Source organism: Labrys okinawensis (assembly GCF_002982075.1).
Classification (GTDB): Bacteria; Pseudomonadota; Alphaproteobacteria; order Rhizobiales; family Labraceae; genus Labrys; species Labrys okinawensis_A.
On record NZ_PUEJ01000005.1, the window covers coordinates 329,806 to 345,940 of the forward strand.

Annotated in this window: 12 protein-coding genes; 6 read left to right on the forward strand and 6 right to left on the reverse strand. The window is 63.9% G+C overall.

Annotation, left to right across the window (positions count from 1 at the left end; all coding sequences use genetic code 11):
* Positions 1–7 precede the first annotated feature (7 nt).
* A complete protein-coding gene (locus C5L14_RS15225; RefSeq protein WP_105862896.1) occupies positions 8–1,213 on the forward strand; it encodes a lysozyme inhibitor LprI family protein in 1,206 nt (401 codons plus the stop codon).
* A gap of 9 nt (positions 1,214–1,222) precedes the next feature.
* Here C5L14_RS15225 and C5L14_RS15230 read toward each other — a convergent pair whose 3' ends face one another.
* Both C5L14_RS15230 and rnd read right to left on the reverse strand, forming a co-directional pair.
* Complete coding sequence (locus C5L14_RS15230; protein WP_105862897.1) at positions 1,223–2,479, reverse strand: D-amino acid dehydrogenase; 1,257 nt, start codon at positions 2,477–2,479, stop codon at positions 1,223–1,225.
* A gap of 99 nt (positions 2,480–2,578) precedes the next feature.
* Positions 2,579–3,751 (reverse strand): ribonuclease D, encoded by a 1,173-nt coding sequence (gene rnd, locus C5L14_RS15235; RefSeq protein ID WP_105862898.1) that lies wholly within the window; start codon positions 3,749–3,751, stop codon positions 2,579–2,581.
* Between the two features lie 258 nt (positions 3,752–4,009).
* Between rnd and aspS the strand changes: the two genes are divergently transcribed.
* The gene (gene aspS / locus C5L14_RS15240) at positions 4,010–5,827 is read left to right on the forward strand and encodes an aspartate--tRNA ligase (RefSeq protein ID WP_105862899.1); all 1,818 of its coding nucleotides are present in this window, start codon (positions 4,010–4,012) and stop codon (positions 5,825–5,827) included.
* A 94-nt stretch (positions 5,828–5,921) separates the two neighbouring features.
* Entirely contained in the window at positions 5,922–8,243 is a 2,322-nt protein-coding gene (locus C5L14_RS15245) for an NADP-dependent malic enzyme (protein WP_280871284.1), read from the forward strand.
* Between the two features lie 78 nt (positions 8,244–8,321).
* Here C5L14_RS15245 and C5L14_RS15250 read toward each other — a convergent pair whose 3' ends face one another.
* Together C5L14_RS15250 and C5L14_RS15255 are read right to left on the reverse strand one after the other, a co-directional pair.
* The gene (locus C5L14_RS15250; protein WP_105863236.1) at positions 8,322–8,858 is read right to left on the reverse strand and encodes a DUF1697 domain-containing protein; all 537 of its coding nucleotides are present in this window, start codon (positions 8,856–8,858) and stop codon (positions 8,322–8,324) included.
* A gap of 62 nt (positions 8,859–8,920) precedes the next feature.
* Complete coding sequence (locus C5L14_RS15255) at positions 8,921–9,820, reverse strand: sugar kinase (RefSeq protein ID WP_105862900.1); 900 nt, start codon at positions 9,818–9,820, stop codon at positions 8,921–8,923.
* Positions 9,821–10,200: 380 nt separating this feature from the next.
* On the opposite strand from C5L14_RS15255, the gene C5L14_RS15260 reads away from it, so the two are divergent.
* Positions 10,201–10,482 carry a bacteriocin gene (locus C5L14_RS15260; protein ID WP_105862901.1) on the forward strand — a complete coding sequence of 94 codons (282 nt, stop codon included), beginning with the start codon at positions 10,201–10,203 and terminating at the stop codon, positions 10,480–10,482.
* Positions 10,483–10,669: 187 nt separating this feature from the next.
* Positions 10,670–12,121 carry a cardiolipin synthase gene (gene cls, locus C5L14_RS15265; RefSeq protein WP_245197432.1) on the forward strand — a complete coding sequence of 484 codons (1,452 nt, stop codon included), beginning with the start codon at positions 10,670–10,672 and terminating at the stop codon, positions 12,119–12,121.
* Here the strand turns inward: cls and C5L14_RS15270 are convergent.
* Positions 12,105–13,286 (reverse strand): MFS transporter, encoded by a 1,182-nt coding sequence (locus tag C5L14_RS15270; RefSeq protein WP_181161187.1) that lies wholly within the window; start codon positions 13,284–13,286, stop codon positions 12,105–12,107. The two genes, cls and C5L14_RS15270, sit on opposite strands and share 17 nt — an antisense overlap.
* Positions 13,279–14,064 (reverse strand): DeoR/GlpR family DNA-binding transcription regulator, encoded by a 786-nt coding sequence (locus C5L14_RS15275; RefSeq protein ID WP_181161188.1) that lies wholly within the window; start codon positions 14,062–14,064, stop codon positions 13,279–13,281. Before C5L14_RS15275 ends, C5L14_RS15270 begins: the two co-directional genes overlap by 8 nt.
* A gap of 185 nt (positions 14,065–14,249) precedes the next feature.
* Between C5L14_RS15275 and C5L14_RS15280 the strand changes: the two genes are divergently transcribed.
* Entirely contained in the window at positions 14,250–16,088 is a 1,839-nt protein-coding gene (locus tag C5L14_RS15280; protein WP_105862905.1) for an ABC transporter ATP-binding protein/permease, read from the forward strand.
* Positions 16,089–16,135: the final 47 nt, after the last annotated feature.

Genomic DNA, 16,135 nt, shown 5'->3' on the forward strand with positions numbered 1-16,135 from the left:
AGGGGGCATGCGAGGAGGCAGGAACGGCTTTCCTTCGCGGCGCATCCGGCGCAATCATGCGGCGGTGCTGCTCGCTCTCCTCGCCGCCCAGCCTGCCGCGAATCCGGCACAGGCCGGGAGCGCCAATCCCCGGCGCGATTGCAAGCGACCCGGGGGGGCGGTGCAGCAAGCCATCTGCGCCGCTCCGAACCTGATCGCGGCCGAAAGCCGGATCGCCGACCTCTATGCTGAGCTGCGCGCCGCCCTGCCGGCCGAAAGGAGGCAGAGCCTCCAGGCCGAGCAACGGGCCTGGGCCGTCGCATTGGATGAATGCGGCAAGGCCGCTGAGGCCGGCACCGGACCCTGCCTGGCGGCACGCATGAATCTTCGCCTCGCCGAACTGCGCCGGATGAAGTCGCAATTGGCTGTCGAGACCGCGGTGGCCGGCATTCCCGACGATCCGAAAAAGTCTGCCGAGACATTGCGCGCCTTCGGAGGCGAGCCTCGCGCTGCGGCATGGCTTGCCTATCTCGCCCGCTTCGAGCCTGCCAGCGGTGTGACCGCCGGCGAAGGCGACGCGGCCCGCCTGCGCGCTGTGGCGGAGGCGGGCAAGGGCGGCGGCATGCTGGAGGGAGATACCGATCCGGGCAAGGATGCGGGATTGCTCCTGCTGCTGCGTCTCACCATGCAAAACGACCAAAACGAACGTCTGTTGGCCTGCCCGCATCTCTTCCTGTTCAAACGGCACGGCGCACTGGCCTATGACGCTTTCGGGCCGATTCACGGCTCCTCGCTCGATGCCGGCGCGCCCTATTGCAAACCCGCCGACGGCCTGTTCACCCAACCGGCCTGGCGTGCCGTCGCCAGGGCCTTCGAGCCCGCCAGGCAGCCTCGCAGCGAAGCGCCGGGCTCGATCCGCTTTGCCTATCTCGCCCGGATTGCGACCGAGGAATTGCGCATGTCCTTGCAGCCGCAGGATTTTGCCGCGGGTGGTCCGGCGCGCCTTGGCAAAGCGATCGGTACGATCCGGCAATGGCCGGACAACAAGGCGTGGCCCCGACAGGACCGCGAGAGATTGATTGCCGCGCTTCCAGCCGCCGAACGGCAGACGGTACAATGGCTGATCGACAAGCGCGGCTTTACGCCAAAGGCGGCCAAGAGGACGGCCACCGGCCTGGTCGCGACCTATCTCGAACAATGGAATGGCTTCGTCGAGAATCCGGATGGCGGTTGAGCCAGACGATCACCCCCCGTAGCGGCTCAATCCCAGATCCGTGACCTCGATCTCCGGTTTCTTGCCGCTGACGATATCCGCCATCACCCGGCCTGAGCCGCAGGCCATGGTCCAGCCCAGCGTGCCGTGGCCGGTGTTGAGCAGCAGGTTCTTGTAGCGGGTGCGGCCGATCACCGGGGTGCCGTCCGGCGTCATCGGGCGCAGGCCCGACCAGAAGCTTGCTGCCGCCAGATTGCCCGAACCCCCGAAGAGGTCGTTGACCGACTGGGCCAGTGTATCGCGGCGGGCCGGCGGCAGGTCCTTGCTGAAGCCGGAAATCTCGGCCATGCCGCCGACGCGGATCCGATCACCGAGCCGGGTGATCGCGATCTTGTAGGTCTCGTCCATGATGGTGGAGACCGGAGCCCGGCTCTCGTCGACGATCGGAATGGTGAGGGAATAGCCCTTGACCGGATAGACCGGCACTTTGAGGCCGAGCGGCGCGACGAAACCGGGCGTGTAGCTGCCGAAGGCCGCGATATAGGCGTCGGCCTTTTCGACGCCGGTGCTGGTCTCGACGCCTTCGATGCTGTCGCCGGCGAATAGCAGCCGCTTGACCTCGACGCCGTAGCGAAAGCGCACGCCGAGTGTTTCGGCGAGCTCCGCCAGCGCGCCGGTGAATTTGTAGCAGTCGCCGGTTTCGTCATTGGGCAGCCTGAGCCCGCCGCGGATCAGGGAACGAACATGGGCGAGAGCCGGTTCTGCGGCGATGCAGCCATCCGGGTCGAGGACCTCGAAGGGGACGCCGTCGCGCTTGAGCACCTCGACATCCTTGCCGATGCCGTCGAGCTGCTTCTGCGTCCGGAAGAGCTGCAGGGTGCCCTGCATGCGTTCGTCATAGCGAATGCCGGTGGCAGCCCTCAGTTCGATCAGCTTGTCGCGGCTATACTCGGCCAGCCGCACCATGCGGCTCTTGTTGACGGCATAGCGCGCCGAGGTGCAGTTGGTGAGCATGCGCAGGACCCAGGCCACCATGGCCGGATCGGGACGGGGGCGCAGAATCAGCGGGGCATGCTTCATCAACAGCCACTTGATTGCCTTTTGCGGAATGCCGGGGGCGGCCCAGGGCGAGGCATAACCGGGTGAAACCTCGCCCGCATTGGCAAAGCTGGTTTCGAGGGCCGGACCGGACTGGCGGTCCAGGACGACGACCTCATGTCCTGCCTTGGCCAGATAATAAGCGGAAGTCACCCCGATCACGCCGCTGCCGAGAACCGCGACCTTCATTTATGCCCACACTCCTGCCTGCACCACGCTGAGGGCCCGGCGAACCGAGCGATTCGCCCAGCCTTCGCCCGGCTCATAGCGCAAATCAATTACAGGCAGCTATCGGCTAATTGCCGCGACCCTGCCGCGTTCGATCGCCAGTGCCAGCTTGCCGTGCTTGAGTGCGAGGGCCTTCTCGCCGAACAGTTCCCGGCGCCAGCCATGCAGGGCAGGGACATCGGCGGTATCGCTGTCGGCGATCATGTCGAGATCGTCGGTGGTGGCGATCACCTTGGCAGCAACGCCCTGGCTTTCGGCCACCATCTTCAGCAGCACCTTGAGCAGTTCCACCGTGGCCCCGGCGCCATTGCTGGCGATCCGCGGCGGCGCCTGGTGCGGCAGGGTGGCGGGGTCGCGAGCCAGGCCCACCTTCACAGCCTCGATCAGATCCAGAGCCGGCCGGGAGCGCTCCCATCCCTTGGGAATCATGCGGATGCCCGCCAGCTTCTCCGGCGTGTCCGGGGCCTGCAACGCCACCTCGGTTATGGCGTCGTCCTTGAGCACGCGCGAACGCGGCACGTTTTTCGACTGGGCCTCGCGCTCGCGCCAGGCCGCCACCTCGATCAGCACGGCAAGATCGCGCGGCTTGCGCACGCGCCCGCTGACCCGTCGCCAGGCATCTTCGGGGGCCTGGCGGTAGGTGTCCGGCGATGTCAAAATAGACATTTCATCGCCTACCCAATGGGTTCTCTTTCTTTTCTCGAGCGAAGCCGCAAGCTTGAGATAGACGTCGCGCAGATGAGTGACGTCCGACACGGCATAATTGATCTGCGCCTGGGTGAGGGGGCGCTTCGACCAGTCCGTGAAACGGGACGACTTGTCGATATGGGCGTTGGTGATGCGCTGGACCAACTGGTCATAGGCGATGGAGTCGCCATAGCCCAGCACCATGGCGGCGACCTGCGTGTCGAAGAGCGGCGCGGGAATGAACCCGGCGAGATGCCAGACGATCTCGATATCCTGCCGGGCGGCATGGAAGACCTTCAGCACCTTTTCATTGCGCAGAAGCTCGAACAGGGGGGTCAGATCGAGGCCCTCGGCCAGGGCGTCGATGACCACGGCCTCCTCGGGGCTGGCGACCTGCACGACGCAGAGCTTAGGCCAGAAGGTGGTTTCACGCAGGAACTCCGTGTCGACGGTCACGAAGGCATGAGCGGCGAGGCGGGCGCAGGCGGCTTCCAGATCCGGGGTTGTGGTGATGATGACGGCGGGGTGGGCGGAAGATTGTGGCATGAATATGCTTATCGGGCACGCGGCGTCACATGGCAAGGTTTTAGGCCCTGAATGCCTGTTCGGACCCGTCCGGCACTGCAGAAGGCAAGCTCAACCTTGACGACGACCGTGGCGTTGGGGTCTATGACCTCAAACTCCAGAGAGCAAAGCGCGTTTCGGCGAAAACGCACTTATACTCTGGCACCATGATTTGACGCGTCCTTGCGATTCTCGGTGGTCCCGTCCATTCGCAAACGCTTTGTCCGGAAAGACACGCTTATGCACCGTTACCGCTCTCACACCTGCGCCGATCTTCGCCTCGACCATGTCGGGCAGGACGTGCGGCTTTCCGGCTGGTGCCACCGCATCCGCGACCATGGCGGCCTGCTGTTCATCGACCTGCGTGACCATTACGGCCTGACCCAATGCGTGGTCGACCCGGATTCGCCGGCCTTCAAGGTGGCCGAGACCCTGCGTTCGGAATGGGTCGTGCGTGTGGACGGCAAGCTGCGCAAGCGCCCGGAGGGCACCGAGAACCACGAGATGCCGACGGGCCTCGTCGAGGTCTATGTCACCGAAATCGAGGTGCTCGGCCAGGCTTCCGAACTGCCGCTGCCGGTGTTCGGCGACCAGGATTATCCGGAAGAGACCCGCCTCAAATATCGCTTTCTGGATCTGAGGCGCGAGCGCATCCACAACAACATCATGCTGCGCGGCAAGGTGGTGGACAGCATGCGCACGCGCATGAAGGCCGCGGGCTTCAACGAGTTCCAGACGCCGATCCTGACGGCCTCCTCGCCGGAAGGCGCGCGCGACTTCCTGGTGCCCTCGCGCATCCATCCCGGCAAGTTCTACGCTTTGCCGCAGGCGCCGCAGCAATATAAGCAGCTTTTGATGATGGCGGGCTTCGACCGCTACTTCCAGATCGCGCCCTGCTTCCGCGACGAGGACCCGCGCGCCGACCGCCTGCCCGGCGAATTCTACCAGCTCGACCTCGAAATGAGCTTCGTCACCCAGGAAGACGTCTTCGCCACCATCGAACCGGTGATCACCGGCATTTTCGAGGAATTCGGCAAGGGTAAGAGCGTCACCAAGGGATGGCCGCGCATTCCCTATGCGGAGGCGCTGCGCAAATATGGCTCGGACAAGCCGGACCTGCGTAACCCGTTGATCATGCAGGAGGTGTCCGAGCATTTCAGGGGCTCGAACTTCAAGGTCTTCGCGCGCATGCTCGAAGACCCGGCCAACCAGGTGTGGGCCATCCCGGGGCCCGGCGGTGGCCAGCGCACCTTCGCCGACCGCATGAACTCCTGGGCCCAGAGCGAAGGTCAGCCGGGGCTCGGCTACATCCTGTTCTTCGACAAGGCGACCGACGAGACCAGCAAGCAAGCGGACCCGAACGCCGAGGGAATCGGCGCGCGCGGGCCGATCGCCAACAATATCGGCCCCGAAAGGGCCGAGGCGATCCGGCTGCAGCTCGGCCTGAAGGCCGGCGACGCCGCCTTCTTCGTCGCGGGCGATCCGAGCAAGTTCTACAAGTTTGCCGGCGCCGCCCGCACCAAGGTCGGCACTGATCTCAAGCTGGTGGACGAGAGCCGTTTCGAGTTCGCCTGGATCGTCGACTTCCCGATGTTCGAGTGGAACGAGGACGAGAAGAAGGTCGATTTCTCGCACAACCCCTTCTCGATGCCGCAGGGGGGGCTCGAGGCGCTCAACACCCAGGATCCGCTGACGCTGAAGGCCTATCAGTACGACATCGCCTGCAACGGCTTCGAGCTCGCCTCCGGCGGTATCCGCAACCACAAGCCGGAAGCGATGGTGAAGGCTTTCGAGATCGCCGGTTATGGCGAGGAGACGGTGATCGAGCGCTTCGGCGGCATGTACCGAGCTTTCCAGTACGGCGCTCCGCCGCATGGCGGCATGGCGGCCGGCGTCGATCGCATCGTCATGCTGCTGGCGGGTGAGCAGAATCTGCGTGAGATCTCGCTGTTCCCCATGAACCAGCGCGCCGAGGACATCCTGATGGGCGCTCCCTCGGAGGCCACGCCCAAGCAACTGCGCGAACTGCATATTCGCCTGAACGTGCAGGAAAAATAACGGGCCCGGGCTGGCGTCCCCTACGTCATGCGCTAAAACCAACGAGGCCAGGGCCGGTTGAAGGCCCGGCCCACACAACAAGACGGGAAACGCAATGTCAGATGTCCAGGCCGGCTCGGCAGCCCCCACGAATTCCTCGACCATGTCCGAGGATTTGCGGACCGGGGCACTGATCTACCATCGCTATCCCAAGCCGGGAAAACTGGAGATCCAGGCGACCAAGCCGCTTGGTAACCAGCGCGACCTCGCCTTGGCCTATTCGCCGGGCGTGGCGGCGGCCTGCGAGGCGATCCACGCCGATCCGCTCGAGGCCGCCAATCTGACGGCCCGTTCCAATCTCGTCGCCGTCGTCTCCAACGGCACCGCCGTGCTCGGCCTGGGCGATATCGGTCCGCTTGCCTCCAAGCCCGTGATGGAAGGCAAGGCCGTCCTGTTCAAGAAGTTCGCCGGCATCGACGTCTTCGACATCGAGATCGCTTCCAGGTCTATCGAGGAGATCGTCACCGTGGTCGCCGCGCTCGAGCCGACCTTCGGCGGCATCAACCTGGAGGACATCAAGGCGCCCGAATGTTTCGAGGTCGAGCGCCTCCTGCGCGAGCGCATGGCGATCCCGGTCTTCCACGACGATCAGCATGGCACGGCCATCATCGTCGGGGCCGCCGTCCGCAACGGCCTGGAACTTGCCGGCAAGGCAATCGGCGAGGTCAAGATCGTGGCCTCCGGCGCCGGCGCCGCGGCGCTCGCCTGTCTCAATCTCCTGGTCTCGCTCGGTGCCAAGCGCGAGAACATCTTCATTTCCGATATCAAGGGCGTGGTCTACAAGGGCCGCACCGAGCTGATGGATCCCTGGAAGGACGTCTACGCCCAGGAGACCGAGGCGCGCACCCTCAACGACATCATCGAAGGGGCCGACGTGTTCCTCGGCCTCTCCGCCGGCGGCGTGCTCAAGCCCGAGATGATCGCGCGCATGGCGCATAACCCGCTGATCATGGCGCTCGCCAATCCGTTCCCGGAGATCATGCCCGAACTCGCCAAGGCAACCCGCCCGGACGCGATGATCTGCACCGGGCGCTCGGATTTCCCGAACCAGGTCAACAATGTCCTGTGCTTCCCCTATATCTTCCGCGGTGCTCTCGACTGCGGGGCCACCACCATCAATGAGGAGATGAAGCACGCCGCCGTCGAGGCGATCGCGGCTCTCGCCCGCGAGACGCCCTCGGATGTGGTGGCGCGTGCCTATGGCGGCGAGAGCCGCCGCTTCGGCGCCGATTCCCTCATTCCTTCGCCCTTCGATCCGCGCCTGATCCTGCGCATCGCTCCAGCCGTGGCGCGTGCCGCACAGGAAACCGGCGTTGCGACCCGCCCGATCACCGATCTGGAAGCCTATGCCGAGAGCCTGACGCGTTTCGTCTTCCGCTCCGGCTTTGTGATGAAGCCGCTCTTCGCCGCCGCCAAGGCCGACCCCAAGCGCGTGGTCTATGCCGAAGGCGAGGACGAACGCGTGCTGCGCGCGGCCCAGGTCGTGCTGGAGGAAGGGCTTGCCCGGCCGATCCTGATCGGGCGCCCTTCGGTGATCGAGACCCGCATCCAGCGTTTCGGCCTGACGATCCGGCCGGGCCAGGATTTCGAGGTGATCGATCCGGCCGACGATCCGCGCTACAAGGATTACTGGTCGCTCTATCATCATCTGGCCGGGCGTGGAGGCGTTACGCAAGACACCGCGCGTACCATCGTGCGCTCGAATACGTCGGTGATCGCCGCCCTGGCCCTGCATCGCGGCGATGCCGATGCGATGATCTGCGGGCTGGAAGGGGCCTATATGCGCCATCTGCGCTATGTGCGTCAGATCATCGGCCTGGCGCCGGGCGTGCGTGACTATTCGGCCCTGTCCCTGGTCCTGACGGCCAAGGGCGCCTTCTTCATCTGCGATACCCAGGTCAAACCCGACCCTTGCGCGGAGGAGATCGCTGAGATGGCGATCCTGGCGGCCGAGCATGTCCGCCGTTTCGGCATCGACCCCAAGATTGCCCTGCTGTCGCATTCCGATTTCGGCTCCTACGACACCGATGCGGCACGCAAGATGCGCAGGGCCCTGGAGCTCCTGGTCGAGCAGCGTCCCGATCTGGAGGCCGATGGCGAGATGCAGGCGGATACGGCGCTGTCCGAAAGCCTGCGCGACCTCAAGCTGAGCTCGTCGCGACTGAGGGGCGAGGCGAATGTGCTGGTGATGCCCAATCTCGACGCGGCCAACATCGCCTTCCAGCTCACCCGCATGCTGGCGGATGCCTTGCCCGTCGGCCCCATCCTGATCGGTGCCGCCAAGCCGGCCCACATCCTCAACCGGGCCGTGACCGTGCGCGGCGTGGTCAACATGACGGCGGTGGCCGTGGCCGAGGCGCAGGCCGGGCAGGGATAAAGGGTGATCCTCAGCCACGATGTGTGGGACACGTCGTGGCGCGCGCGCTGCAGCGCAGGGGACGACATACCTGGCGCTTCACGCCAGCATCTGGCCGAGGCCGCGTATGGTGTTCCAGTTGCGCGCTGTGCCGATGCCGAGCCGCTTGGTGGAGAGGGCGCCCGCAAGACGGCTCTCACTCGGGGCGCCGGCAAAGGCGATCCATAGATCGCCGCCGACCAGGGCAAGACGCTCACCTCCATCGAGATAGCGTTCCAGCTTGCCCAGCGTCTCTTCGCCCAGCGGGGCACGCATCAGGCGGGCGATGACGAGGCTGCCGTCGCGTTCGGCCTCGGCCGGGAACGGATTGCCGGCCACCGTGCTCCGCCAGCCCTCCGCGCTCCGCACGATGATGTCGACATGTTTGCCGTAATGGCTCCGGAAACCGGCCTCCAGCCGGGTCTCGATGGCGGCAATATCCTGTTCGGGCGCTTCGAAGACGAGATTTCCGGTCGACGCCAGAGTGCGGGGATGGTCATACCCGCACCCGGCGGCGATCGCTCGCAACTCCTCCATCACGACCCGCCGCTGGGGCGTCAGCACGATGCTGTAGAGCAGGGCGACATAGCCGACCATGGCGAAGGGCTCGTCGGGATGGTCCGGCACGGGCCACGAGAACCCGCCGGCTCGCAGGGAGATCAGGAAACGGCCACGGGCTGGAAGCGCGTTTCGATGGATTCCACATCCGCCCGGGTGGGCAGCTTGGCCTCGTTGCCGAGGAACTGGATCGCGTGGGTGGAAGCGCCGCGCGCGAAGCGGAAATGCTCTTCCCAGCGCGACAGGGGGCGGCTGAGATAGGAATACATATAGGCGCCATGGAAGATGTCGCCGGCGCCGTTGGTATCGACCACCGAAGCCTTGGGCACGTTGAGGGCCGGCAGGCGCTGCACCTTGCCGCTCTCGTCATACCACAGCATGCCGCGCTCGCCGGCAGTCACCCCGGCGATCTTGCATCCCTTGCCCTTGAGATAATCGAGCATCTCGGTCTCGCTCAGATTCATCTGCTCGCACAGGCGCTCGGCCACCACCGCGACGTCGACATAGTTGAGCAATTCGTCGGTGTTGGAGCGCAGGCCGCCGCCATCGAGCGAAACCAGGCGCCCGAGCTTGCGGAATTCCTTGGCGTAATAGAGCGCGGCGTCGGCCAGATGGCCGTCGAGATGCAGGGCGCGGCAATTGCCGAGATTGAGATGCGGATAGGGATGCAGATACTCGTCATCGCGCGCACGCACGATGGCGCGCTTGCCATCCTTGGGCATGATGAAGGAGAGCGAGGAGCGCCTTACTTTGCGGGGATGGACGGAGATGCCGTATTTCGCCGCCATGTCCATGAACATGCGGCCGAGCCAGTCGTTCGAATTGGTTGTGATGAGATCCGGGATCACACCCAGCTTGGCGCAGCAGAAGGCGGCCGTCGTGGCGTTTCCGCCGAACGCCACGGCATAGTCCTTGGCCACCGACTTCTCATCGCCACGCGGCATGTCATCCGCAACGAAGGTCACGTCGATATAGGCATGGCCGATGAAGAGCGCTTCCATCGCTTGTCGCTCCAAACTATCTAGATTTCCGGACATTCCCGCTTAATCGTCATGACGCGCCGGTGCAAGCGGCCTTTTCGCAGTTGCGAGAGAAGGGGCGTTTCGGGGAAGGGGCGCAGGTCTCTTCGAAAGGGCACCGGTACACGGAAGGGAACTTGTCTTCGCCGCAGAAGTTTGTATGTCGGTGACATGCGTCATTTCGGTTGAGTCGGCAGTGAAATGCTTGGCTTTGGCAGAAAGCGATGGCATCTGAAGCACGAGCTATCCTTACGTAGTCATTCATCTCCGGTTCATGGTGTGCATGATGTAAGAATCGGGCTTTGCTCTCGGTTGTATCTGTATATGATCGATACGGATCGGCATCCACGGAGGATCTCCCCATGAAGAAACTTTTGATCGTAGCAGCTGCCGGGCTTTTGCTCGCGGGTTGCTCGGAATATTCGCGTGGTGACCGCGCGCTCGGTGGCGCTGCCATCGGTGCTGGCGGCGGCGCGCTGATCGGTGGCCTGGCCACGCGTTCGGCTGGCGGCGCGATCGTCGGCGGCGTGCTCGGCGGTGCTGCCGGTGCCATCGTCGGTGCCGAAACCACTCCGCGTGCTTGCACCCGCCGCTACTATGACTACTACGGCAACGTGCGGTATCGCCGCGTGCAGTGCCCGTAAGGGGGGAGATCCCCTAGAGCAAGGCACGTTTTCACCAAAGCGCACTTTGCTCTAGTTCCTCGTTTGGATGCGTCTTTGCGATGCTTGACGATTTCGTCAGATCGAAAAAGGCCGTGAGGATCGCCATCTGACGCAAGTCACGCCCACGCAGTTCGCTGCGTGGGTTTTTTTCATGGAAAGGCCCAGCTTGTCCTTCTCCGATCTGACCTTGCCAGGTTTGAGCGTGTTGGCGTGGGCCTATTTCTATTCGGAATGGGCCGTTCGCCTCGTCATGATCGTGGTGGTACCGTTCCGGCGTAATTCGGATGCGGCGCGAAGCTGGCTGCTGCTGGTGATGTTCCTGCCCTGGCCGGCCCTGCTGCTCTACCTCCTGATCGGGCGCGCCACCTATCCGCGCTGGCGGCGCAAGCGGTTCGAGCGCCTTCCGGATATCCTGAGCCTCTCCGCCGACAAGGTACGCGAGCTGACCGACGTCGGGCGCGAGCGGCTGCCCCGGCGCTTCACGCGCGCTGCGGTGCTGATCGAAAGAGTGGGCAGGCTGCCGGTCGTGGATGGGGCGAGGGTGGACTTCCTCGGCGATTATTCACGGATGATCGATCGGCTGGTTTCCGATATCGACGCTGCGCAGCATCATGTCCATCTGCTGTTTTACATCTTCTCCGACGACGAGGTGGGGCAGAAGGTGATGCAGGCCCTCGGCCGCGCCCAGATGCGCGGCGTGAAATGCCGCGTGCTCATCGACGCCATCGGTTCGCGGCCATGGGCGCGCAGCGTGCTGAGGACGCTTGCCGAATATGGCGTGGAGGCCCGTCCCATCCTCCCGGTGACCTTCTTCCGCCGCAAATCTGCCCGGGCAGACCTGCGCAATCATCGCAAGATCGCGGTGATGGACGGGCGGGTGGGCTATGCCGGCTCCCAGAACATCATCGCGGCCCGCTCGGTGCTCGACATCTCGAACCAGGAGCTGATGTTGCGCATGGAAGGGCCGGTGGTGCTGGAATTGCAGGCCGTCTTCATTGCCGACTGGTTCCTGGAAACCGAAGAAGCGCTGCCGCTCGACAGCGTGATGTCGCCGACGCCTGCCTGCGGCACGCTGGCGATGCAGGTCCTGCCGAGCGGGCCGGACTACCGGGTCGGGGGTATAGAGAGCCTGATCGTCACCGCCATTCATTCCGCCCTGCAGCGCGTGGTGATCGTCACGCCCTACTTCATTCCGAGCGAGGCCGTTCACAAGGCGATGCAGATTGCCGTGCTGCGCGGCGTCGCCGTGCATCTGGTGGTGCCCAAGATTACGGACCACCGCCTGGTGCGTTTCGCCCAGCAGTCCTACTATGGCGGATTGCTGGCCGCCGGGGTGAGCATCCACCTTTTCCGCGATAAATTCCTGCACGCCAAGAACGTCTCCGTGGACACCGACCTCGCCCTGATCGGTTCGAGCAACATGGATATGCGCTCCTTCGTGCTGAACTCGGAGATCACAGTCGTGATCTATGACCGGGAGGTCACGCAGCAGTTGCGACGCATGCAGGATGACTACATCGCCAACAGCGATCGGATGGATCTCGACAGATGGCGCCGGCGCCCCTGGATCCGCAAGGTCGCCGAAAATCTGGCCCGGCTTGTCAGCCCGCTTCTATAGCCGGGCGTCCCGAATTGCCGCGGGGGGCGCAGACGGGTGCCAGCACTGCAATAATCACGGTGAACACCGCCGCTACGTAGAAGATGCCGGCGAGCGACGACACATGGGCGACGGCCCCCAGCAAAGGCGGGGCTACCAGCAGGCCGGCATAGCCCATGGTCGACACCGTTGCGATCTGCACCTCCGGGCGGGGCATGGCTCCGGCGGTGCTGAACAGGACGGGCACCACATTGGCAAAGCCGATGCCGGTCAGGCCATAGCCGACGATCGCGGCATAGACATTGCCGGAGAGCGGCCCCAACAAGAGGCCGATCACGGCAAGCAGGCAGCCGCCTCGGACCAGATAGACACCATCGACATGACGGCGTATGGGGTCGCCCAGGAAACGCACGCTCGCCATCGCCCCGGCGAAGACGGCATAGCCGAGATTGGCGAGTTCCTGGCCGGCTCCCAATTGCTCGCGCAGGAAGATAGCGGCCCAATCCAGCACGACGCCTTCTCCGCTGAAGGCGAGCGCCGCCATCAGGCCGACCACCACGGCAAGGAAGGCCGGGCGCAAGGAGGGCGATTTACCGGCGCTGGCGGTCGCCGCGACCTTCCCGGGGGCGAGGCCTCTCTGCCCCCAGGCAAAGATCGCGACAAGGCCCAACGTCAGGATGAGCGCCTGGACGGCGCCATCGGTCCAGCGAAGCATCAAAGTGGCGATACCGGCCCCGGTCAGGCCGCCCAGACTCCACATGCCATGGAAGGAAGACATATAGGGGCGCCCGACCTGCTTCTCGATCCGGGCGGCATCGGCATTCATTGCCACGTCCATGCAGCCGCCGCTGGCGCCGAACAGGAAGACGACGACGGAGAGAAGCCAGACATCCGGCATGAGGGGAATGGTGGGCAGCAGGGCTGCGAAAATCGCGCCGCTCAATCGGATGAGCGCCGCCGTGCCGATGCGTTGGATGATCCAGCCGCTGCCGGCCATCGCGAGCACCGCCCCTGCGCCGAGCATCAGCAGGACGATGCTCAGCACGATGGGATCGAGCCCCAGCCGCTCCTTGGCGAGAGGAATCTGGGTGGCCCAAACGCCATAGAGCGCCCCATTGACGTAGAAGGTCGAGGCGGTCGGATGCCAGACCCGCCAGCCGGGCCGATAGGAGGACGTTTCAGACAAGATGGATCTCCACGCCACTTTCGCTGTAGCGCTGTAGGATGGTGTTCGAGCTCGCATTCTCTGTGACCATCCGCTCGAGGCGATTGAAGGGCATGACCTGATAGGTCGAGCGTGTGTCGAGCTTCTCGGCGGTGACCAGGGCCAGTGTCGAGCGGGAGGCCGCGACCATGGCGCGCTTGAGGTGAGCATTGTCATGGTCGACAACTGTCACGCCCTCGATCAGGTCGACGGCACAGGCCCCCAGGAAGCACAGGTCCGGCTTGAGATAGGCAATCTGTTCCAAGGCACCGGCACCGCTGGCGCTGCGTGACTGGGGATCGACCTGCCCGCCGATCAGCACCAGCTTGCCGATGCCGCGATCGAGCACGGCGACCGCGATGTCGGGCGAGGGCGTAATCACAGTAAGGCCAGCCTCGACCGGAAGCTGGCGCGCCAGCATCAGGTTGCTGGTGCTTTGGTCGAGCAGGATGACCATGCCCGGTTCGACGAAACGGAGAGCATAGGCCGCCAGCTGCTTCTTCTGCGCCTCGTTGCTGACCAGGCGCCGATCAAATCGATGTGAAGCGCGGGACTTGCGCAGGGCACCGCCATGCACGCGCTCGATCAGGCCGGCATCGGCGAGCTCCTTGAGGTCGCGGCGAATAGTGTCCTCCGATACCGCGAAATCCACTGCCGCTTGGACGGAGGCGATGCGGCCATCCTGTTCGATGCGCTGCAGGAGCAGGCGCTGTCGTTCGGCAGGGATGAGGCCGGCATCGAGAAGGGACGAGGTTTCCATGGTGCGCGAAATCCGATGAATGACCTGCTTATGTCGCCTAAGCGGGAGCGATGCAAGTATGAAAGTGCAAAAAGACGCAAAAACACGCGAATGCATGCATGCGATCGCTGTCGTACGCGCTACTCACTTACCCTTGAGGATGACTCTGCGGGACGAGCGGCTATAGTCGAGGCGGAGAGTGATTCATGGTTGCACAATCCGGCGGGAAGCCTGCCGACGCGCCGAGCAACGAGCCGGCGGACAAGCCTGGACAGTCTGAGCAGTCGATGGGCGGGCTGCTGCTGCAGCTCAACATGATGGCTCGCGCCTTCGTCTCTTCGCCCCATCGCAACCAATTGCTCCTGCTGCTCGTCGGGGTCGTCCTGGTGATCGCGGTCACCGGCTATTTCCAGATCCTGCTGAATGCCTGGAACCAGCCCTTTTACGATGCCCTGGCCCGCAAGGACCTGGCGCAATTCCTGCAACAGCTTCTGGTCTTCATCGCCATTGCGGGTGGATTGCTGATCCTCAATGTCACCCAGACCTGGCTGAGCTGGATGGTCAAGCTCAAGTTGCGGCAAGGTCTGGTGGAAGATCTCATCGGCCAGTGGATGCGGCCTCGCCGTGCGTTTCGTCTCGCCAATTCCAGCAAGATCGGCGTCAATCCGGACCAGCGCCTGCATGAGGATGCTCGCCACCTGACCGAACTGTCGACCGATCTCGGCATCGGGCTTCTGTCGGCCTCGATCTATCTGGCAAGTTTCATCACGGTGCTGTGGAGCCTGTCGAGCGGTTTCGTTTTCAACATCGAAGGCTACAGCTTTGCCATTCCCGGCTACATGGTCTGGGCCGCCTTGTTTTATGCCGTCACGGCTTCTCTGCTCTCATGGCATGTCGGCGGTACGCTGATCGGATTGAATGCGGATCGCTATGCGCGGGAGGCAGAGTTTCGCTTCTCGCTCGTGCGGGTCAGCGAGCATGTCGATGCCATCACGCTGAACAATGGCGAGAAAGACGAGGAACGCCAGCTCAATCTCGACCTCAAGGCGGTCTTGCAGGCAATGCGGCGGCTGGTGACAGCCACCGCGAGGCTCGCCTGGGTAACCTCCGGCTATGGCTGGTTCACCCAGGTTGCTCCGTTCCTGGTCGCCGCCCCAATCTATTTTGCCGGAAACTTAACGTTCGGCGGCCTCATGGTGGCCGTCGGCGCCTTCAACCAGGTGCAATCGCAATTGCGCTGGTTTGTCGACAACTTCAACACCATCGCCGACTGGCGCGCGACGCTCCTGCGCGTGGCAAATTTCCGTTACGCCGTCACCAACGTCGACACGCAAGAGACGGCAGCCAGCCATATCAAATTCACCGAGACCGAAAATGACGGTATCCGCCTCGATGATCTGGTGATCGAAGCGCCGAACGGACACAGCCGGCTCAATGAGAATCATGTCCAGATCAAGCCGGGCGAGCGGGTTCTGGTGGTCAGCGAGGCGGGAGCGAACAAGACGCTGTTGTTTCGCACCATGGCCGGCCTGTGGCCGTTCGGCTCGGGCCAGGTCAGCATTCCCAAAGGCGGTCAGGTCACCTTCATGCCGCGTCGTCCTTATCTGCCCCAGGGGACGCTCAGGCAGGTCCTGTCCTATCCCCAGCCCGTGGCCCAATTCGAGCAGACCGATTTCGAGCATGCCCTGTCGGCGGTAGGACTTGGTCATCTCGCCGATGATCTCGACCGCAATGTGCGTTGGGACAAGGACCTTGCCGACGAGGAGCAACAGACGGTGGCTTTTGCCCGCCTGGCTCTGCAGAAGCCGGCCTGGATCGTTATCGACGAGGCTCTTGAAGGCTTGGACGAGGGCACGCGCGACAAGGTTTTCGCCATTTTCGAAAAGGATCTCGGCCAATCCGCCATCATCCATATCGGCCGGCCCGGCTCCAAGGCTAGTTTCTTTCCGCGCACTCTTCGCCTTCTCAATGATCGGACGCAGACGGATCGCGCGGCAGGGCAGACGGCACCGGGTGACGCGGACGGATCCGGCGGTTCTATATAGAATATTTGTTTTTCAGTGATGTAGACGCTTCTGTTGAAGCGTTAGTC